This is a genomic window from Pseudomonas sp. AM14(2022) (genome assembly GCF_036346455.1).
In the GTDB taxonomy this organism is placed as follows: domain Bacteria; phylum Pseudomonadota; class Gammaproteobacteria; order Pseudomonadales; family Pseudomonadaceae; genus Aquipseudomonas; species Aquipseudomonas putida_A.
In genome coordinates this window covers 641,469-660,802 of sequence record NZ_JAOTNY010000002.1, presented here as the reverse complement: position 1 = coordinate 660,802, position 19,334 = coordinate 641,469, and the positions used below count along the sequence as shown (strand labels likewise).

Annotated in this window: 16 protein-coding genes; 10 read left to right on the top strand and 6 right to left on the bottom strand. The window is 61.9% G+C overall.

Features of this window, described 5'->3' with window-relative positions:
• Positions 1 to 90 precede the first annotated feature (90 nt).
• Entirely contained in the window at positions 91 to 990 is a 900-nt protein-coding gene (locus V3W27_RS06580; protein ID WP_096796451.1) for a LysR family transcriptional regulator, read from the bottom strand.
• Positions 991 to 1,275: 285 nt separating this feature from the next.
• Between V3W27_RS06580 and moaB the strand changes: the two genes are divergently transcribed.
• Positions 1,276 to 1,815 (top strand): molybdenum cofactor biosynthesis protein B, encoded by a 540-nt coding sequence (gene moaB, locus V3W27_RS06575; protein ID WP_027611709.1) that lies wholly within the window; start codon positions 1,276 to 1,278, stop codon positions 1,813 to 1,815.
• The gene (locus V3W27_RS06570; RefSeq protein ID WP_330206230.1) at positions 1,812 to 3,017 is read left to right on the top strand and encodes a molybdopterin molybdotransferase MoeA; all 1,206 of its coding nucleotides are present in this window, start codon (positions 1,812 to 1,814) and stop codon (positions 3,015 to 3,017) included. Before moaB ends, V3W27_RS06570 begins: the two co-directional genes overlap by 4 nt.
• 257 nt (positions 3,018 to 3,274) lie before the next feature.
• On the opposite strand, the gene V3W27_RS06565 is transcribed toward V3W27_RS06570, so the two are convergent.
• Positions 3,275 to 4,174, bottom strand: a complete 900-nt coding sequence (locus V3W27_RS06565) for a bestrophin family protein (protein WP_103368906.1) — start codon at positions 4,172 to 4,174, stop codon at positions 3,275 to 3,277.
• A gap of 35 nt (positions 4,175 to 4,209) precedes the next feature.
• Positions 4,210 to 5,208: a GTP 3',8-cyclase MoaA gene (gene moaA, locus V3W27_RS06560; RefSeq protein ID WP_096796449.1), complete on the bottom strand. Its 999-nt coding sequence runs from the start codon at positions 5,206 to 5,208 to the stop codon at positions 4,210 to 4,212.
• 357 nt (positions 5,209 to 5,565) lie between these two features.
• On the opposite strand from moaA, the gene V3W27_RS06555 reads away from it, so the two are divergent.
• The 5 genes from V3W27_RS06555 (at position 5,566) to V3W27_RS06535 (ending at position 11,647) form a co-directional block, all read left to right on the top strand.
• On the top strand, positions 5,566 to 7,890 hold the full coding sequence (locus V3W27_RS06555) for an FdhF/YdeP family oxidoreductase (RefSeq protein ID WP_330206229.1): 2,325 nt from the start codon (positions 5,566 to 5,568) through the stop codon (positions 7,888 to 7,890).
• A 107-nt stretch (positions 7,891 to 7,997) separates the two neighbouring features.
• Positions 7,998 to 9,401: a cytochrome ubiquinol oxidase subunit I gene (locus tag V3W27_RS06550; protein WP_095136770.1), complete on the top strand. Its 1,404-nt coding sequence runs from the start codon at positions 7,998 to 8,000 to the stop codon at positions 9,399 to 9,401.
• A 3-nt stretch (positions 9,402 to 9,404) separates the two neighbouring features.
• Complete coding sequence (gene cydB, locus V3W27_RS06545; RefSeq protein ID WP_330206228.1) at positions 9,405 to 10,421, top strand: cytochrome d ubiquinol oxidase subunit II; 1,017 nt, start codon at positions 9,405 to 9,407, stop codon at positions 10,419 to 10,421.
• A complete protein-coding gene (locus V3W27_RS06540) occupies positions 10,408 to 10,563 on the top strand; it encodes a DUF2474 domain-containing protein (protein WP_330206227.1) in 156 nt (51 codons plus the stop codon). The genes cydB and V3W27_RS06540 overlap by 14 nt, the downstream gene beginning before the upstream one ends.
• A 625-nt stretch (positions 10,564 to 11,188) precedes the next feature.
• The gene (locus V3W27_RS06535) at positions 11,189 to 11,647 is read left to right on the top strand and encodes an REP-associated tyrosine transposase (RefSeq protein ID WP_330206226.1); all 459 of its coding nucleotides are present in this window, start codon (positions 11,189 to 11,191) and stop codon (positions 11,645 to 11,647) included.
• A 753-nt stretch (positions 11,648 to 12,400) separates the two neighbouring features.
• Here the strand turns inward: V3W27_RS06535 and V3W27_RS06530 are convergent.
• Entirely contained in the window at positions 12,401 to 13,252 is an 852-nt protein-coding gene (locus tag V3W27_RS06530; protein ID WP_027611717.1) for a CAP domain-containing protein, read from the bottom strand.
• A gap of 199 nt (positions 13,253 to 13,451) precedes the next feature.
• Here V3W27_RS06530 and V3W27_RS06525 point away from each other — a divergent pair, with 199 nt between their 5' ends.
• Positions 13,452 to 14,072: a cell wall hydrolase gene (locus tag V3W27_RS06525; protein WP_115989479.1), complete on the top strand. Its 621-nt coding sequence runs from the start codon at positions 13,452 to 13,454 to the stop codon at positions 14,070 to 14,072.
• Here V3W27_RS06525 and V3W27_RS06520 read toward each other — a convergent pair.
• Entirely contained in the window at positions 14,069 to 14,956 is an 888-nt protein-coding gene (locus V3W27_RS06520; RefSeq protein ID WP_330206225.1) for a LysR family transcriptional regulator, read from the bottom strand. The two genes, V3W27_RS06525 and V3W27_RS06520, sit on opposite strands and share 4 nt — an antisense overlap.
• A gap of 103 nt (positions 14,957 to 15,059) precedes the next feature.
• On the opposite strand from V3W27_RS06520, the gene V3W27_RS06515 reads away from it, so the two are divergent.
• The gene (locus tag V3W27_RS06515; RefSeq protein ID WP_330206224.1) at positions 15,060 to 16,448 is read left to right on the top strand and encodes an MFS transporter; all 1,389 of its coding nucleotides are present in this window, start codon (positions 15,060 to 15,062) and stop codon (positions 16,446 to 16,448) included.
• On the opposite strand, the gene V3W27_RS06510 is transcribed toward V3W27_RS06515, so the two are convergent.
• The gene (locus V3W27_RS06510) at positions 16,396 to 17,109 is read right to left on the bottom strand and encodes a murein L,D-transpeptidase catalytic domain family protein (RefSeq protein ID WP_027611721.1); all 714 of its coding nucleotides are present in this window, start codon (positions 17,107 to 17,109) and stop codon (positions 16,396 to 16,398) included. The two genes, V3W27_RS06515 and V3W27_RS06510, sit on opposite strands and share 53 nt — an antisense overlap.
• 150 nt (positions 17,110 to 17,259) lie before the next feature.
• On the opposite strand from V3W27_RS06510, the gene V3W27_RS06505 reads away from it, so the two are divergent.
• Positions 17,260 to 18,876, top strand: a complete 1,617-nt coding sequence (locus tag V3W27_RS06505; RefSeq protein WP_330206223.1) for a L,D-transpeptidase family protein — start codon at positions 17,260 to 17,262, stop codon at positions 18,874 to 18,876.
• Positions 18,877 to 19,334: the final 458 nt, after the last annotated feature.

The window sequence follows — 19,334 nt, the reverse complement described above, 5'->3', positions numbered from 1 at the left end:
GCTCCCACAATTGAAATGCATTCAACCTGTGGGAGCGGGCTTGCTCGCGAAGGCGGTCTGACAGCCAGCATCAATGTCTGGAGATGTCACTCAAACCTCCGGCACCTCAACCCCGAACAACTTGCGCGCCTCGGCAAAACACTTCTCGGCAATCGCCGAACGCGGCTCGGTCTTGCGCATTACCAGCCCCAGTGGCGCCAGCACGCTGGCATCCGGCAGTTGCATGAACGACAGGTGTTCGATCGGCTCTTCCAGCCCGCTGTCCAGCGGCATGATCGAGCAGCAGAAGCCCTGGTGAATCGCCTGTAGCAGCTGATAGGTCGAATCACTTTCCATGATCGGCTGCGGATTCAGCCCGCGACTGCGGAAGCTCAGGTCGATGGATTTGCGGTAATGCATGCCGGTGGTGATCATCCCCAGCGGCAGTTCGGCGGCGTCTTCCCAGCTCATTTCCGAGCCTTCGAAATGGTAGTGACGGTTGTCGTAAAGCAGACCGACGCGGGTTTCGCCGATCTCGAAAAAATCGAAGTAGTTCGGGTTGACGTGGTCCAGATAACACACGCCCAGATCCAATTGGTTGTTGCCCAAACCGGCGATGATCTCGTCGGAACTCCCCGACGACAGGCTGAATTTCAGCTCCGGATAGGTCCCGGACAAACTCTGAATGTAATTGACCGGGTTGAAATTGCTCAGCGGCACCAGACCCAGGCGCAAGCTACCGACCAGTTGCCCGCGGCACGCCGCCGCTTCGGCGAACAGGCCGTCATGCGCGGCCAGCAGCGTGCGCGCCCAAGCCAGCACCCGTTCGCCGGCCTGGGTGAAACCCTCGAAGCGCTGACCGCGATTGACCAGCACCAGATCCAGCTCATCTTCCAGATTGCGCAGACGCATCGACAGGGTCGGCTGGGTGATGTGGCAGCGGGCGGCGGCCTGGCCGAAGTGTCGGGTTTCGTCCAGTGCGATCAGGAACTTGAGTTGTTTGATGTCCACGCAGGCACCTGCTCGTTGAGAAATTGGATTGAGTATTGACGCAGATGCGCGCAGCGCACGAAAAACGCGAGGTGTGACGATCTCACCTGCCTGTATCTGCGTCCAATCGGAAGAATTGAAAAGCCTATCGATCAGCTCTATCGCCCATGGTTTCAAAGGCGTTGGCCGAGGTCAACGGCGCCGATAGAGCAGCTCGATAATGTGGTTGGCCAGAGTGATTAGACAGTACTCATAAGTGGCACTTAGGCTGCTTGGCAATCTGATTGATTACTGCCGGAGATTCCCATGAGTGCGAAAGCGGATGCCCTGTTTGTCCCCCTGAACATAGCCGTACTGACCGTCAGCGATACTCGCGATTATGCGAGCGACACGTCCGGCCAATTGCTGGTCAGCCGCTTGCTGGAGGCCGGTCATACCCTGAGCGAGCGCAATCTGCTCAAGGATGACCTGTACAAGATCCGCGCTCAGGTCGCGCACTGGATTGCCGACGACAGCATTCAGGTGGTGCTGATCACCGGCGGCACTGGTTTCACCGGGCGCGACAGCACGCCGGAAGCAGTGGCCTGTCTGCTCGACAAGCAGATCGACGGGTTTGGCGAGTTGTTCCGCGCCATTTCGATTCTCGACATCGGCACCTCGACCGTGCAAAGCCGCGCGCTGGCCGGGCTGTCCAACGGCACGCTGGTGTGCTGCCTGCCGGGTTCGACCGGTGCCTGCCGCACCGCGTGGGAAGGCATCCTTGCCGAGCAACTGGATAACCGCCATCGCCCGTGCAACTTTGTGCCGCACCTCAAATCAGTCGCCGCCTGTGGGCCGCGCGGATGAGCAAGGCAGGGTTGATGCCGGTCGAGGACGCCCTCGATCAGTTGCTCGGCATGGCCAATGAGCAACGCCTGGCCGATAGCGAACTGTTGCCGCTCGACGAGGCGCGCGGGCGGGTGTTGGCCAGTGATCTGGTGGCGACACTCGACCTGCCGCCATGGCCGAACAGTGCCATGGACGGATATGCGTTGAACCTGGCCGATCTGCATCGTCAGCCGCTGAAGGTGTCGCAGAAGGTCTACGCCGGTCTGGCACCCGACGCGCTATTGCCCGGCACCTGCGCGCGGATCTTTACCGGCGCACCGTTGCCACCTGGCGCTACCTGCGTCGAGATGCAGGAGAACGTCGAAGTGCTGGAGGACGGCCGCGTACGCTTTTTGCAGCCGCTGAAAGCGGGGCAGAACATTCGCGCGCAGGGTCAGGAAAACCGCGTCGGCGACATCCTGCTGCGCGCCGGCAAACGCCTCGGGCCGTTCGAACTGGCGGTCGCCGCCGGGCAGGGGCTGGCACAGGTGCACGTGGTGCGTCGCCCGCGCGTGGCGCTGCTGTCCACCGGTGACGAACTGGTCGAGCCGGGCCTGCCGCTGCGTCCCGGCAGCATCTACAACAGCAACCGCGTGTTGCTCGGCCACTGGCTGAGGGAACTGGGCTGCGAGGTGATCGACGCCGGGATCCTGCCGGATCGTCCGGCGCAGACGCGGCTCAAACTTGAGCAACTGCAAGTGGCGGCTGACCTGATCCTGACCACCGGCGGGGTGTCTGCCGGCGATGCCGATTGCCTTGGGCAGGTGCTGCGCGAGGACGGCAAACCGCTGCTGTGGAAGTTGGCGATCAAGCCTGGCAAACCGCTGACCGTGGGCCATTTCGGCATGGTGCCGGTGATTGGCCTGCCGGGCAATCCGACCTCGGCGCTGGTGACCTTCGGCCTGCTGGCGCGACCGTATCTGCTGCGCATTCAGGGCGTGGAAGAGGTCATGCCGTTGAGCTTCACGGTGAATGCCGGGTTCGCCTGGAACAAGGCTGGCAGTCGTCGAGAGTACTTGCGGGTGCGGCTGGAGGCGGGGCGCGCGGTGTTGTATCCGAACCAGAGTTCCGGCGTTTTGCTCGGAGCGACCTGGGCCGATGGGCTGGTGGAGGTGTCGGAAAACAGTACTCACAACATCGGGGATGAGCTGCGCTTCATTCCCTTCAGTGAACTGTTCTGACCCCAACACGAATCAAAACTGTGGGAGCGAGCCTGCTCGCGAAGGCGGCGTGTCATACAACATCAATGTTGACTGACAGGCACTCTTCGCGAGCAGGCTCGCTCCCACATTTGAATGTGTGATGATCAGCCATTCTGCGGGGTGTACCTGGAACCTGTAGGAGTGAGCCTGCTCGCGATGACGGCGGCACAGTCAACATCTTTACTGACTGGGCGACCGCTATCGCGAGCAGGCTCACTCCTACAGAGGGAGCGAGCTCAGCTCAGCACATAGTCCACCGGCAGCAACATCGGCGGCAGGTCGGTTTCGCCCAGTTCGCTGAGAATGTCACGCTCGATGGTGCGCACCAGCGAGTCAGTCGCCAAATCGTTTTCGTCGCGGCCGAACGGGTCTTCCAGTTCATCGGCAATCGCATCCAGACCAAAGAACGTGTAGCTGACAATCGCCGTGAACAGCGGGGTCAGCCAGCCCAGCGGTTCGGCCATGGCGAACGGCAGCAGGATGCAGAACAGGTAAATCGTGCGGTGCAGCAGCAAGGTGTAGGGGAAGGGCAGCGGGGTGTTCTTGATCCGCTCGCACACCGCTTGCGCCTGGGTCAGGCTGGTCAGATGATTCGCCAGCAGCATGTAGCGCCACTCGCTCAGTTCACCGCTTTGATGCAGGTCGGAGCACTGCTGGCCGACCTGCTGCAGAATCCGTCCACTGTAGTCCGGCACCTGCGCATCGTGTTGCGGGGTGATCCACTTGCTGCTGGCCGCCGCTTCGCTTTCCCGGCGCAACCGCGCGTTCAGCGCATGAGCAAACCCGCAGAGGTTGAGCAGCAACGGCTTGCGCTGCGCCGATTCGCGGATGACATGGGTTTCGCGAATTACTGAACGAATGTGCACCAGCACATCCCCCCAAGCCTTGCGCGCTTCATACCAGCGGTCGTAGCAGGCGTTGTTGCGAAAATTCATGAAGATCGACAGCGACAGCCCGAGCAGGGTGAACGGCGTGGCGTTGACCTTGGTGAAGTTGCTCGGATGGAGCATTTCAATCAGCACGATGGCAGAAGCCAGCAGGGTGACCATCAAGGTGCGCAGGGCGATACGTTTGGCGATCGAACCCTTGAGGGTGAAGAGGATGGCGAATTGGTTGACCTTGGGTCTGATGATCATGCTGGGCGATCCCGGTTACGCAGGGTGAGGGCGGCTCAACCGCCGGTCATGTTCATGAAGCGCACGACCTGAACGTCGTCGTTCACTTCGAAATTGTGCCGATACGGCTTGAGTTTCATCGCTTCGATGATGGCCTTCTCCAGCCGCTCTGGTTGCCCCGGATGAGCGCGCAGCACGGCTTTGAGATCCACCGAATGCTCGTTACCCAGACACAGTAGCAGGCGCCCCTCGACAGTCAGCCGCACCCGGTTGCAAGTACCGCAGAAATTGTGGCTGTGCGGCGAGATAAAGCCGAGACGAATATCCGGCGCCTCGGCCAGCCGCCAGTAACGCGACGGGCCCTGGGTCGACTCGGCGGAATCGATCAGGGTGTAGCGCTCGGCGATCTTCTCGCGCACCTGGGCGCTGGAGAAAAACGACTCGGCGCGGCTGTGTTCGCTGATGATCCCCAGCGGCATTTCCTCGATGAAGGAGACGTCGAGCTGGCGGTCGATGGCAAAGCTCACCAGATCGTTGATCTCCTGATCGTTGCGCCCCTGCATCACCACCACGTTGAGTTTGGTTCGGGTGAAACCGGCCTTGCGCGCCGCATCGATGCCGCTGATCACCTGCGCCAGATCACCGGTGCGGGTCATTTGCTTGAAACGATCCGGGTCGAGGCTGTCGAGGCTGATGTTCAGTCGCTTGACCCCGGCGTCGAACAACGGCGCGGCGAGTTTGCCCAGTTGCGAGCCATTGGTGGTCATGCACAGTTCACGCAGGCCGGGCAGGGCGGCGATCTGCTCGCACAGCTTGACCACGCCCGGACGAATCAGCGGCTCGCCGCCGGTCAGGCGAATCTTGCGCGTGCCCAGCGCCACGAAGCTCTGCGCCAGTTGATAGATCTCCTCCAGCGTCAGCACTTGCTGGCGCGGCAGAAACTGCATGTCCTCGGCCATGCAATACACGCAGCGGAAGTCGCAGCGGTCGGTGACCGACATGCGCAGATAGTCGACGCGGCGGTTGTAACCATCGATCAAGACACGCTCTGACATGACAGCCTCGCAGAAGTGGGAAGTCCGCATGGACGGAACCGGTTAGCGCAGATTATGGGCAACTTCAGATCTCGTCCAATCACTGTTTATGACTGCTTGATTGAGCGCGTCGATGATCAATTATTTTCTCTGGAAAGTTACCGCTTTAGTTTCGCAAAACCCTGTAAATAAAGGGTTTTTCGCCGTGATAGAGGGTTTCGATAATGTGGTAATAAATAGCGATTAGACAATGTTTTGTAACGGTTCATATCCTTGCTCCGGCAACTGAAACGACCACTTTATTGCTGCGCAAAGTCGGCCGTCGCTGTTTAACCAAGATCAGGTTCATGCCTGTGTGCATCGTCATGGAGATGTCCCATGTCACAAGTCGACCGTTACAAACCTTACAAGGGTGCCGCTGCCGGTTGGGGGGCTGTGATCAGCCTGACCAAAAGCTGGCTGGGCAGTGAAAACGCCCTGAAAAACATCCGCGCCATGCTCAAGACCAATCAGAACGGCGGCTTCGACTGCCCGGGCTGTGCCTGGGGTGAAGCGCCCGGTGCGAGCATGCTCAAGTTCTGCGAGAACGGCGCCAAAGCGGTGAACTGGGAGGCCACCGGGCGTTTGGTCGACCCGGCGTTCTTCAACAAGTACACGGTATCGAGCCTGGCCGAGCAGAGCGACTACTGGCTGGAATATCAGGGCCGTCTGACCCACCCGATGCGTTACGACGCGCGGGTCGACCGCTATGTGGAAACCACCTGGGAAGACGCGTTCGCGCTGATCGCCGAACACCTCAAGGGCTTGAAATCGCCGCACGAGGCCGAGTTCTACACCTCGGGCCGGGCCAGCAACGAAGCGGCGTTTCTCTATCAGTTGTTCGTCCGCGCCTTCGGCACCAACAATTTCCCCGACTGCTCGAACATGTGCCACGAAGCCAGTGCGGTGAGCATGGGCGAGACGCTGGGCGTGGGCAAGGGCACCGTGGTCTACGAGGATCTGCATCATGCCGACGCGATTTTCGTCATCGGCCAGAACCCCGGCACCAACCACCCACGCATGCTCGAACCGCTGCGTGAAGCGGTGAAACGCGGCGCGCAGGTGGTGTGCATCAACCCGCTGAAAGAACGTGGCCTGGAACGTTTCCAGAACCCGCAGAACCCGCTCGAGATGCTCAGCAACGGTTGGGAAGCGACCAACACCGCGTACTTCCGCCCGGCGCTGGGTGGCGACATGGCGATGATTCGCGGCATGGTCAAATTCCTTCTGCAGTGGGAGCGTGAAGCCCAGGCCAGCGGTGGCGAACCGGTGTTCGACCATGCGTTTATCGCCGAGCACACCTCGGGTCTGGACAGCTACCTGGCAGAAGTCGACGCCACGACTTGGGAGCACATCCTCGAGCAGTCCGGCGTGCCGTTGCACGACATCGAACTGGCCGCGCGCATGTATGGCCGCGCCAAGAGCGTGATCATGTGCTGGGCCATGGGCCTGACCCAACAAGTGCACTCGGTGCCGACCCTGCAGGAAGTCATCAATCTGCAACTGTTGCGCGGCAACGTCGGCCGTCCGGGCGCCGGCCTGTCGCCGGTGCGCGGTCACAGCAACGTGCAGGGCGACCGCACCATGGGCATCAATGAACTGGCGCCGAAGGAGCTGATGGACGCCCTGGAAAAACGCTTCAATTTCAAAGTGCCACGCATGCACGGCCACAACACGGTGATGGCGATCGGTGCGATGGAGCGGGGCGAGGCCAAGGTGTTTATCGGCCTGGGCGGCAACTTCGCCCAAGCCACGCCGGACACCCCGCGCACTCACGAGGCGATGCGCAAACTCGACCTGACCGTGCACATCTCGACCAAGCTCAACCGCAGCCATCTGGTCACCGGACGCGACGCGTTGATCCTGCCGTGCCTCGGTCGCACCGACATCGACATCCAGGCCGAAGGCCCGCAAGGCGTGACCGTGGAAGACACCTTCAGCATGGTGCACTTGTCGTTCGGTCAGTTGAAACCGAAGTCGGCGCACTTGAAGTCCGAGCCGGCGATCATTGCCGGGATTGCCGCCGCGACCTTGGGCAAGCATCCAATCGACTGGGAGTGGGCGGTGGGCGATTACGGACGCATCCGCAACCTGATCGGCGACGTGATTCCGGGCTTCGAGAACTTCAACGAAAAACTGCTGACCCCGGGCGGCTTCCACCTCGGCAACGACGCCTCGGACCGGGTCTGGAACACTGAGTCGGGCAAAGCCCAGTTCACCCCGTGCGTGCTGCCGGAACACCTGATCAGCGAAGGCGTGCGCAACCTGCCGGTCAAGCCGGATCTGATCCTGCAGACCATGCGCTCCCACGATCAGTACAACACCACGCTGTACGGCCTCGACGACCGTTATCGCGGGGTCTACGGCATGCGCGACGTGATCTTCGCCAACGAGCAGGACATCCAGCGTCTCGGTTTCGAACCGGGGCAGAAGGTCGATCTGGTGGCGCTGTGGGATGACGAGCGCGAGCGTCGGGTCAGCGGTTTCACCCTGATCGCCTACGACATTCCGCCCGGTCAGGCCGCGGCGTACTACCCGGAAACCAACCCGCTGGTGCCGCTGGAAAGCTACGGCGACCGGACCTACACGCCGACCTCGAAATTCGTCGCGATTCGCCTCGAAGCGGCCAAGGTCAGCAACCTGATCCCGTCTTCGGTGGCCTGACCCGCTACTTATAAAAAATCATAGCAATTTGACTGGCTGCAGGCGTTCGCGTCTGGCGGTGGCCCGGCGACGTGCTGCCGCTTTTCAGCCTGGATGAGGACATCATCATGCTCAACATGGAGGCACTGGACCTGGCGCGAATTCAATTCGCGTTCACGGTTTCGTTCCACATTATCTTCCCGGCGATCACCATCGGCCTGGCGAGTTTCCTCGCGGTACTCGAAGGCCTGTGGCTGAAAACCCGTGACGACACCTACCGCGATCTCTACCACTTCTGGTCGAAGATCTTTGCCGTCAACTTCGGCATGGGCGTGGTCTCGGGGCTGGTCATGGCGTACCAGTTCGGCACCAACTGGAGCGGCTTTTCCGACTTCGCCGGGAGCATCACCGGGCCGTTGCTGACCTATGAGGTGCTGACGGCGTTCTTCCTTGAGGCCGGTTTCCTCGGGGTCATGCTGTTCGGCTGGAACCGCGTCGGCCGTGGCTTGCACTTCTTTGCCACGGTGATGGTCGCTATCGGCACGCTGATTTCAACCTTCTGGATTCTCGCCTCCAACAGCTGGATGCAGACGCCGCAGGGCTTCGAAATCGTCGACGGGCGGGTGATGCCGCTGGACTGGCTGGCGATTGTGTTCAACCCGTCGTTTCCGTTCCGTCTGGCGCACATGGCGATCGCCGCGTTCGTCGCCACGGCCTTCTTCGTTGGCTCGTCGGCGGCCTGGCATTTGCTGCGCGGCAACAATACCGCGCCGGTGCGCAGGATGTTTTCCATGGCGTTGTGGATGGCGCTGATCGTGGCACCGATTCAGGCGGTGGTCGGTGACGCCCATGGCTTGAACACCCTGGAGCATCAACCGGCAAAAATCGCCGCCATCGAGGGCCACTGGGAAAACGCTGACAATGGCCCGACGCCGCTGGTGCTGTTCGGCATCCCCGACATGCAGGCGGAGAAGACCAAATATGCGCTGGAAATTCCGTACCTCGGCAGCCTGATCCTGACTCACAGCCTCGACAAGCAGATCCCGGCGCTCAAGAGCTTCCCGAAAGAGGATCGGCCGAACTCGACCATCATCTTCTGGAGCTTCCGCGTCATGGCCGGGCTGGGCATGTTGATGATCCTCGTCGGTGTGCTCGGTCTGGCGCTGCGTCGTGGCGGCAAGCTCTATCAGCATCGCGGCTTCCAGCGTCTGGTGTTGCTGATGGGGCCGAGCGGGTTGATCGCGTTGCTGGCCGGCTGGATCACCACCGAAGTCGGGCGTCAGCCGTGGGTGGTTTACGGTTTGATGCGCACCCATGACGCCGCGTCGCACCACTCGGTGGCGCAGATGAGCACTTCGCTGTTGCTGTTCGTGGTGATCTACTGCTCGGTGTTCACCGTGGGCATCGGCTACATGATGAAACTGGTGCGCAAGGGCCCGCAGCCCCATCACGAACATCCGCCGGAGGGCGATCAGTTGCAAACCCCGCGCCGGCCTATTTCGGCGGCTACCGCCCCGATGAAGGAGCACTGAGTCATGGGTATTCAAGGTATCGATCTCTCGTTGATCTGGGGTGTGATCATTGCCTTCGGGGTGATGATGTACGTGATCATGGACGGCTTCGATCTGGGCCTGGGGATCCTGTTTCCGCTGATCCCGGATGAGCAGGAGCGCGACGTGATGATGAACACCGTCGCCCCGGTGTGGGACGGCAACGAAACCTGGCTGGTGCTCGGTGGTGCGGCGTTGTATGGAGCGTTTCCGCTGGCCTACGGGGTGATTCTGGAGGCGCTGTACCTGCCGCTGATCCTGATGCTCTGCGGGCTGATTTTCCGTGGCGTGGCGTTCGAGTTTCGCTTCAAGTCGTCAGCGCAAAAGCGTCACTGGTGGGACAAGGCGTTCATCGGCGGTTCGCTGCTGGCGACGTTCTCCCAGGGTGTGGCGATCGGCGCCTACGTGTCGGGCATTCCCGTGGTGAATCGGCAGTTTGCCGGTGGCGGCCTGGATTGGCTGGCGCCGTTCCCGCTGGTGTGCGGCATCGGTCTGGTGGTGGCTTATGCGCTGCTGGGCAGCACCTGGTTGCTGGTCAAGACCGAAGGCATGCTCGAGTCGCGGATGCGTCTGTTCACTCGGCCGCTGGCGTGGTTGCTGACGGCGATGGTGGTGGTGATTGGTGCGTGGACACTGAAGTTGCACCCGGAGCTGGCCACTCGCTGGTCGACCAGCGGACACCTGATGGTGTTCGCCGGGTTGGTGGTGCTGGCGCTGCTGGCGTTGTTCGGGCTGCTGCGCACCTTGCGTCAGCGTCACACCCACTGGCCGTTCGTGTTCACTCTGGTGTTGATGCTGCTCGGTTACATCGGCCTGGCGTTGAGCATCTGGCCAAACATCATCCCGCCATCGGTGAGCCTGTGGGCGGCGGCGTCTCCGCCTTCGAGCCAGTTGTTCGCCTTGATCGGCGCACTGTTCATCCTGCCGGTGATCCTGATGTACACCTTCTGGAGCTACTACGTATTCCGCGGCAAAGTGAGGATTGGCGATGGCTACCATTGATTCGCGTGAGGTCAAAACCAGCCGCTGGTACCAGCGTCTGGGCTGGTTGTTGCTGATCTGGTTCGGCAGCATCGTGTCACTCGCCGTGGTGGCGAGTGTGCTGAAACTGGCGATGTATGCAGCGGGGATGAGGACCCACTGACAATAAAAAAACCGGAGCCATGACTCCGGTTTTTTTGTGCCCGCAATTCTGAACATCACTGATGTCCCCTGTGGGAGCGGGCTCGCTCGCGAAGGCGTCCGCTCAGTCGACATCGATGCTGAATGTGCCGGCCTCTTCGTGAGCAAGCCCACTCCCACCCTGGATTGCGGCCAGCCCCCAATCCTTCATCCACCACCAATCCCACCCTGGATTTCGGCTAGCCGCAAATTCTTCATCCAGCAGCAATCCCCTGTGGGAGCGGGCTCGCTCGCGAAGGCGTCCGCTCAGTCGACATCGATGCTGAATGTGCCGGCCTCTTCGTGAGCAAGCCCACTCCCACCTTGGATTTCGGCTAACCCACAATCCCTCATCCACCACCAATCCCACCTTGGATTTCGGCCAGCCGCAAATTCTTCATCCAGCAGCAATCCCCTGTGGGAGCGGGCTTGCTCGCGAAAGCGTCAGGTCAGCTGACACTGATGCTGAATGTACTGGCCTCTTCGTGAGCAAGCCCACTCCCACCCTTTTTCTAGTGCACAGACACATCCTGCCAACAAACATGTTCGGCGCACTGTGATGGCTGATCTAGCCTTTTTATGAATTCAACCATGAACAAGGCAAAGGAATGCCCAAACGTTATTCATCACATCGCCTGCGAACCGGCCGTCATTGCGAAGAAAATCAGATCTACCTACTAACCGCCAATACCTTGGGGCGTGAGCCGGTGTTCACGGATTACAGGCTCGGCCGGTTGGTTGTGCATCAGTTCAGGCAGGCGCAGGAAGAGGGATTTGCCGACACATTGGCATGGGTGGTTATGCCCGATCATTTTCATTGGCTGATCCAATTGCAAAAAGGAACACTTGGCCAATTGATGTGCCAGGTCAAATCCCTGAGTACTCGTTCAGTCAACACGGCAAGCGGTAGATCCGGAGGCCTTTGGCAGCAAGGTTTTCATGATCATGCGTTACGTCGAGAGGAGGATCTGGTGAAACTGGCCCGCTATGTAGTGGCTAATCCACTGCGGGCCGGACTGGTGGAAAAACTCGGTGACTACCCGCTATGGGACGCGATCTGGGTTTGAACTCAGGATGCGCATTCACCGCCTCACATCAGAATAAATGCGATTCCTGTGGGAGCGTGCTTGCTCGCGAAAGCGTCAGGTCAGTCGCCACCGATGCTGAATGTGCCGGCCCCTTCGTGAGCAAGCCCACTCCCACCCTTGATCGCGGCCAGCCGCAAATCCTCCATCCACGCACGATCCCCAGTGGGAGCGGGCTTGCTCGCGAAGGCGTCCGCTCAGTCGACACCGATGCTGAATGTGCCGGCCTCTTCGTGAGCAAGCCCACTCCCACCCTTGATTTCGGCCAGCCCCGAAATCTTCATTCAGCGACAATCCCCAGTGGGAGCGGGCTTGCTCGCGAAGGCGTCCGCTCAGTCGACACCGATGCTGAATGTGCCGGCCCCTTCGTGAGCAAGCCACTCCCACCCTTGATTTCGGCCAGCCGCAAATCCTCCATCCACGCACGATCCCCAGTGGGAGCGGGCTTGCTCGCGAAGGCGTCCGCTCAATCGACACCGATGTTGAATGTGCCGGCCCCTTCGTGAGCAAGCCCACTCCCACCCTCGATCGCCGCCAGCCCCGAAATCTTCATTCAGCGACAATCCCCAGTGGGAGCGGGCTTGCTCGCGAAGGCGGCAGGTCAGTCGACACCGATGTTGAATGTGCCGGCCCCTTCGTGAGCAAGCCCACTCCCACCCTTGATAGCGGCCAGCCCTGAATTCTTCATCCACCACCAATCCCCACATCGGATCTTCGGTGTTTTCTGAAGGGCTGTTACTGCGCACCAAACATCGCCGTCCAGTAAATCCCGGCGCTGCTCTTTGGGTCGGTCGCGTAGGCGGCGCCGAGTTCTTTGTATTGCGGGTTCATCAGGTTGGCGCAGTGGCCGGGGCTGGCGAGCCAGCCGTCGACGACCTTGCGCACGGTGTCTTGCCCGGCGGCGATGTTTTCGCCCACCAGTTGCCCGCTGTAGCCGGCCAGTTCGGCGCGGTCACCGGGTGTGCGGCCGTCGCGGTCCTTGTGGTCGAAATAGTTGTTGTTGGCCATGTCGCGGCTGTGATCCTGGGAGATCGTGCCCAGGCTCGCGTTCCAGGCCAGTGGCCCGGCCGCGGCAAAGGCCTGGCCGCCGCATTGACGCGGTTGGGCGCGAGCAGCGTTGAGTTGTTCGAGCAACTTCTGGCCTTCGCTCTGCGCATCACCGAGTTTCGCCGAGAGCAACGGTCGCGCCAGCACAATGCGCCAGTCACGATCGGCGCGGCTGACACCGACATCGACGAACTGCGGATCCAGCACCACCTGACAGAAGCTCTCCTGAATCGCCTTCATCGCCGACGCCGCATCCCGTGGGCCGTTGAGGGTGATCGCCTGCACGTTGACCATCGGGTAGCTGGCGCTGGCCATGGCCTGTTGCAGATCGACCGCACCGGCGGCCGGCAGTCTCAGCCGTGGATCGGCCGACAGCGGTGGCAGTTCACTGGACGCCTGGCTGCCGCAACGCTGCGGTTGGCTGCGGTAGGCATTGATCGACTCGATCAGTTGCGACTCGTCGGCAGCCATGGCCGAGGCGGCCACGGCCAGGCCCACGGACAGCGCGGCAAAACGCAAGACGGATGGCATGAAGCGCATGGAAATCTCCCTTGAGCTGAGTGCGCTCATGATGCGCGAAAGGCCCCCGGTCAGTGCAATGTCTTTTTCTTCATCGAGCGGTTTTTTCTGCGGAACGTTACGTCGGTATTTGCCGTCTACACTCTCCGAAGGCCCCGGGAACCGGGCGTCTCCCCCACGAAACACCTTGCCCGGAACGGGCGTTGCCGGAAGAACCGACATGGGATTGAAATGGTTGGCTGGCTGTTTCGCATTAACCCTGATGGTCGGTGTTGTAAGCGCCACTGAACAGGCGCCGATCAAGGCCAAGGCCGAAGAGAAAGCCCAGGTGCTGGAAGAGAAGGCCGCCGACAAAGTCAGCGCGGCGCCAGCACCCAAATCCGAAGCGATCACCCCCACTGAAGTGCAGGCGGTTGACCCCGCCGGCACCGCGCCGCTGGACGATCCGATCACCTGCCTGGCGCGCAGTATCTACTGGGAAGCCAAGGGCCGCGACACGCTGGAAATGGAGGCGGTGGCCAACGTGGTGATGAACCGCCTCGGCCATGACGGCTTCCCTGACACCGTGTGTGCAGTCGTCAAGCAAGGTTCGGAAACCAAGAGCTGCCAGTTTTCCTGGTGGTGCGATGGCAAGGCCGATCAGGTCAAGGAAGACGCCGAATACACCCTGGCCAAGGACATCGCCGGCAAGGCCCTCAACCGCCAGTTGCCGGATCGCACCCATGGCGCACTGTACTTCCATGATCGCCAGGTGCATCCGAGCTGGGCCAAGGAGTACAAAAAGACCGCCGCGGTCGGCAAATTCCTGTTCTATAAACCGGCCGGCGGCGATGCGCGTTAGACGCAGACTTCCCGTACACAGTTGCGCAGCCAGCGGTGCGCCGGGTCGGCGTCCATACGCGGGTGCCAGAGCATCGACACGCTGATCGGCGGCATCCTGAAGGGCAGGGCGAAGCTGTGCAGGCCCATGCGCAGCTTGCTGGTGTGACGCTCCGGAACCGTGGCGATCAGGTCCGATTCGCGGACCAGCGTCAGCGCCGCCGAAAAGCCGCCGAACGAGGTGACGATATCCCGCGTCAGACCTGCGGCGAGCAACGCTTCGTCGACCGGGCCGCTGCTGCGCCCGCGCCGTGAGATCAGAATGTGCTGGCCGCCGGCAAAGCGTTTGCTGCTGATCTTGCCCGAGCTCAACGGATGGCCTTCGCGCACCACGCCGATCCAGTGATCCTCAAACAGAATGCGGCTGTGCAGCGTCGGGTCGGTGCTGTCGTCGACCACGCCGGTCTCCAGATCGACCCGGCCTTCGCGCAACGGCGTGCTGTCCTTGTCGGCTTTCTGCACAAAACGCAGGCGCACGCCGGGCGCTTCTTCTGCGATGCGCGCGAGCAGTGCGGCGGCGAAGGTTTCAACAAAGCCGTCGGTGTTGCGCAGGGTGAAGGTGCGCTGCAATTGACCGGGGTCGAGGATCTCGGCGGGACGCAAGGCGGCTTCGGCTGCCTGCACCAGACCACTGACCCGCTCGCGCAACTCCAGCGCACGCGGGGTCGGCACCAGGCCACGCCCGGCGCGCACCAGCAACGGATCGCCGGTGGTTTCGCGCAGACGCGCCAGGGCACGGCTCATGGCCGACGGGCTCAGGCGCAGAATTTGTGCGGCGCGGGCGACGCTGCCTTCGCGCAACAACACGTCGAGGGTTATCAGCAGGTTCAGATCCGGTGTGCTCATGACATGGCGTTCCATGCAGGTATCAAGTGCAAAGCATGCGTCTTGCGCCTTGCCTTGTCGAGACGCAGGCTATGCCGTCTGACCTTTGCACCAGGAGCGCCCGATGCCCGGATCCCCCTTGCCCCCTCAAGCCCGCTGGGCGCTGACCAGTCTGGCGCTGTCGATGTTGATGCCGTCGCTGGACACCAGCATCGCCAATGCCGGATTACCGACCTTGGCTGCAGCGTTCGATGCGACGTTTCAACAGGTGCAGTGGATCGTGCTGGCGTACCTGCTGGCGGTCACCACGTTGATTGTCAGCGTCGGGCGTCTGGGCGATGTGTTCGGGCGGCGGCGCCTGCTGCTGATCGGCATCGGCATTTTCACCAGTGCTTCGTCGTGCTGTGCGCTGGCTCCGGGGTTGGGCTGGTTGATCGGCGCACGCGCAGTGCAAGGCCTTGGCGCGGCGATCATGTTCGCCTTGACGGTGGCGCTGGTGGCGGATGCGGTGCCCAAGGCGCGGGCGGGCAGCGCGATGGGCTTGCTGGCGACGATGTCGGCTACCGGCACCAGCCTCGGGCCATCGCTGGGTGGTCTGCTGATCGCGCATGTCGGCTGGCCGTCGATTTTTGTCCTCAACGTGCCGTTGGGCCTGCTCAATGCGTGGCTGGTTTATCGTTATCTGCCGACCGATCGCCCGGCGAAATCGGCAGTCGCGTTTGATTACCTCGGCACCGTGGTGCTGGTGTTGACGCTGGCCGCTTATGCGCTGGCGATGACGCTCGATGGTTACACGCTGATGTTGCTGCTGGTCAGCCTGTGCGGGGCAGGGGTGTTTGTCGCGGTCGAGATGAAAGCCACGGCGCCACTGATTCGCCTGTCATTGTTTGCCGACGCGCGTCTGAGCAGCAGCCTGGCGCTGACGTTGCTGGTGACGACGGTGATGATGACCACGCTGGTGGTCGGGCCGTTTTACCTGAGTCGGGGCCTGGGATTGGGCAGCAGCGTGGTCGGCCTGGCATTGTCGGTCGGGCCGCTGCTGGCGGCGTGCGGCGGGGTGCCGGCGGGGCGTCTGGTGGATCGCTTCGGTGCGCGGCGGGTGGTGCCGGGGGCGTTGTTCGGGTTGGCCGGTGGTTGCAGTTTGTTGGCGTTGTTGCCGATGAGTCTCGGTCTGCCGGCGTATCTGCTGCCGATGGCTGTGGTTGCCAGCAGTTACGCGTTGTTCCAGGCGGCGAACAATACCGGGTTGATGGCGACGGTCAGTCAGGCTCAGCGCGGTGTGGTGTCGGCCCTGCTCGGGCTGTCACGCAATCTCGGACTGATCACCGGCGCGGCGGTCATGGGTGCGGTGTTTGCCTTCGCTACGGGTGACCCGACGCAAGCCCCGGCCGAGGTCATCGGCAGTGGCTTGCACAGCACGTTCGGGGTTGCGGCGGCGCTGATGGTCGTCGCCCTGATCGTCAGCTGGCGTGGGTACTCAAGATGCTCGCCACTTGCTGCGGCTGGCAGTTGAGGTACGGCGAGGACTTCAGCCAGCGCTGGTCCGGGTACCAGGAGAACATGAACTGGCCGTCCTTGAGTTTATCGATCACCTGCTTCGCCACTTGCGGGCGCACCGCCGGGCAACCCTGGCTGCGACCGATACGGCCCTGACGCTTGCTCCACAACGGATTCACGTAGTCGGCGGCGTGGATCACGATGGCCCGGTCGCGGGCCAGGTCATTGAAGCCCGGTTCCAGACCGTCCATGCGCAGCGAATAACCGTGGGTCCCCTCGTAACTTTCCTGGGTGCGGAACAGACCGAGGCTGGATTGGTAACTGCCTTCGCGGTTGGAGAACTGGGTAGCGAAATTTTCCCCGGAATTTGAACCGTGGGCGACCAGATCGCGCAGCACCAGTTTCTTTCTGTTCAGATCGAAGATCCACAGCCGGCGGGCGGTGGAGGGCTGCGAATAATCGATGATCGCCAGGTGGCGTGAGGGTCTCGCGCCATTGTTCACTGCGCATTGCATGGCGCTCAAGGCACCTTTCAGCGCTTGGGGATTGAGTTCCGGCGCGGCGTGGGCGAGGCTGGTGAAGAGAACCGGCGATGGTTTGCCGGCGGCGAAAGCTGGGCTGCTCACGACGACGAGGGTCGCGGTGGTCAGCAGAAGTCGGCGCAAATACGTCAACATTTATAAAGTGTCCTCACTTGCTACTTATTTGGCACTTTGGCTCCTGACTCCCAGTCATACCCGACAGACCCCTGTTTCGAGCCTGACTGTTCAGCGCACCTGATGTAAGGTTGACCGTCATTCAGACGGCCACGGATTGGAGTAAAGCAGTTGTTCAAAAAGTACGCATGCTACTTGAGCATTTGTTTGCTCGCTGCGCCGTTTGTCGCTTGCGCCGATGAGCCGCTGCCACCGTTGCAGACCCTGCCGACGCTGCCGGCGGAAATGCCGGTCGAGCCACAAAGTCCGCTGCAAGCGGTGCTGATCGGTTTGCCCCAGGCGTGCCCGGCGATTGCCGCGCACCTGAGCGGCGCGGCGCTGACGCAATTGCAGGCGTTTTATCAGCAGCAGGACTGGCTGCGGGTGTGGGCCAGCGAGTCCGGGCGATTGCCGGCCTTGCGCGCGCAGTTGCAGCTGTTGGCCGATGATGGCCTCAATCCCAAGCGCTACCCGGTGGCGGCCAATCCGCCGCAGGACGGCGAGTTGTGTGCCGATATCGATATCAGCCGCTCGTATCTGCAAGCGCTGCAGGACCTGCATTACGGTCGTCTGCTGCAATCGCATTTCGAGCCGCTGTGGCATTCCGATGACACCCCGCGTGATCGTCAGGCGGAATTGCTGGCGATCGCCGTGCCCGGTCTGCAGGACATCAAGACCGCGTTCGATCTGGCGCGTCCGCGTCTGGCGCAATACCAGAGCCTGCGCCACCTCTACGCCAGCCAGCGGCTGCAAGCCTTGCCGCACTGGCAGTCGGTGGGCAACGGCCCGTTGCTACGCCCGGCGATGGAAGACAAACGCGTGCCGGAACTGGCCCAACGCTTGTTCAACGAAGGCTATCTGACCCACGCCATCGGCACGCCCGGCAATGCCTATGAGGGCGTGCTGGTGGAAGCGGTGAAGAGCTTCCAGGCCAACCATTCGTTGCAGGCCGACGGGGTAGTCGGGCCGGGGACGATTGCCGAGCTCAACATCAGCCCGCTGACGCGCCGCGAACAATTGCGCGTCAACCTTGAACGTTTCCGCTGGCTGGCGCAGGACATGGAACCCGACGGTTTGCTGGTCAACGTCGCTGCCGCCGAGCTGACCCTGTATCAGGCCGGCGTGCCGGTCTGGCAGACCCGTACCCAGGTCGGTCGCGCCGAACGGCAGACCCCGTTGCTCAAATCCCGGGTCACGCGTCTGACGCTGAACCCGACCTGGACTGTGCCGCCGACCATCTGGAAAGAAGACAAGCTGCCGGCGATCCGCAAGGATCAGACCTTCCTCAGCCGGCAGAACCTGCAAGTGCTCGACGCCCAAGGCCAGCCATTGGCCGCAGCGGATATCGACTGGGACAACCCCGGCAACATCATGCTGCGCCAGGAGGCCGGGCCGCGTAATCCGCTGGGGCAACTGGTGATCCGCTTCCCCAACCCGTTCGCGGTGTACCTGCACGATACGCCGAGCAAGGCCCTGTTCGACAAAGGCCCGCGCGCCTTCAGCTCGGGCTGTGTGCGGGTCGAGCACCCGATGCAACTGCGCGACCTGTTGCTGACCCCGGCGGAACGCACCCGCACCGACACCTTGCTCGCTACCGGCAGCACCCACGAATTCCGCCTGTCGGCACCGGTGCCGATCCTCATGACCTACTGGACGGCACAGGTCGGCAAGGATGGGCAGGTGCGTTATGCGCCGGATATCTACAGCCGCGACAGCGCACTGCTCGCCGGCCTCGACGGGGCACACTGAATCCCGGATTTGCAGCAATCCCCCCAGTGGGAGCGAGCCTGCTCGCGAAAGCGTCAGGTCAGCCGCCATTAATGCTGACTGTACCGACCCCTTCGTGAGCAAGCCCACTCCCACCCCTGATCGCGGCCGGGCCCCCATCCTTCATCCACCACAGCCCCCTGTGGGAGCGGGCTTGCTCGCGAAAGCGTCAGTTCAGTCAACATCAATGCTGACTGTACCGGCCCCTTCGTGAGCAAGCCCACTCCCACCCCTGATCGCGGCCAGCCCTGAATCCTTCATCCACCACAGCCCCTGTGGGAGCGGGCTTGCTCGCGAAAGCGTCAGGTCAGCCAACATCAATGCTGACTGTGCCGACCCCTTCGTGAGCAAGCCCACTCCCACCCTTGATCGTGGCCAGCCCTGAATCTTTCATCTACCACAGTCCCCTGTGATAGCCAGTGTGATTCGTGGCAGTTGCG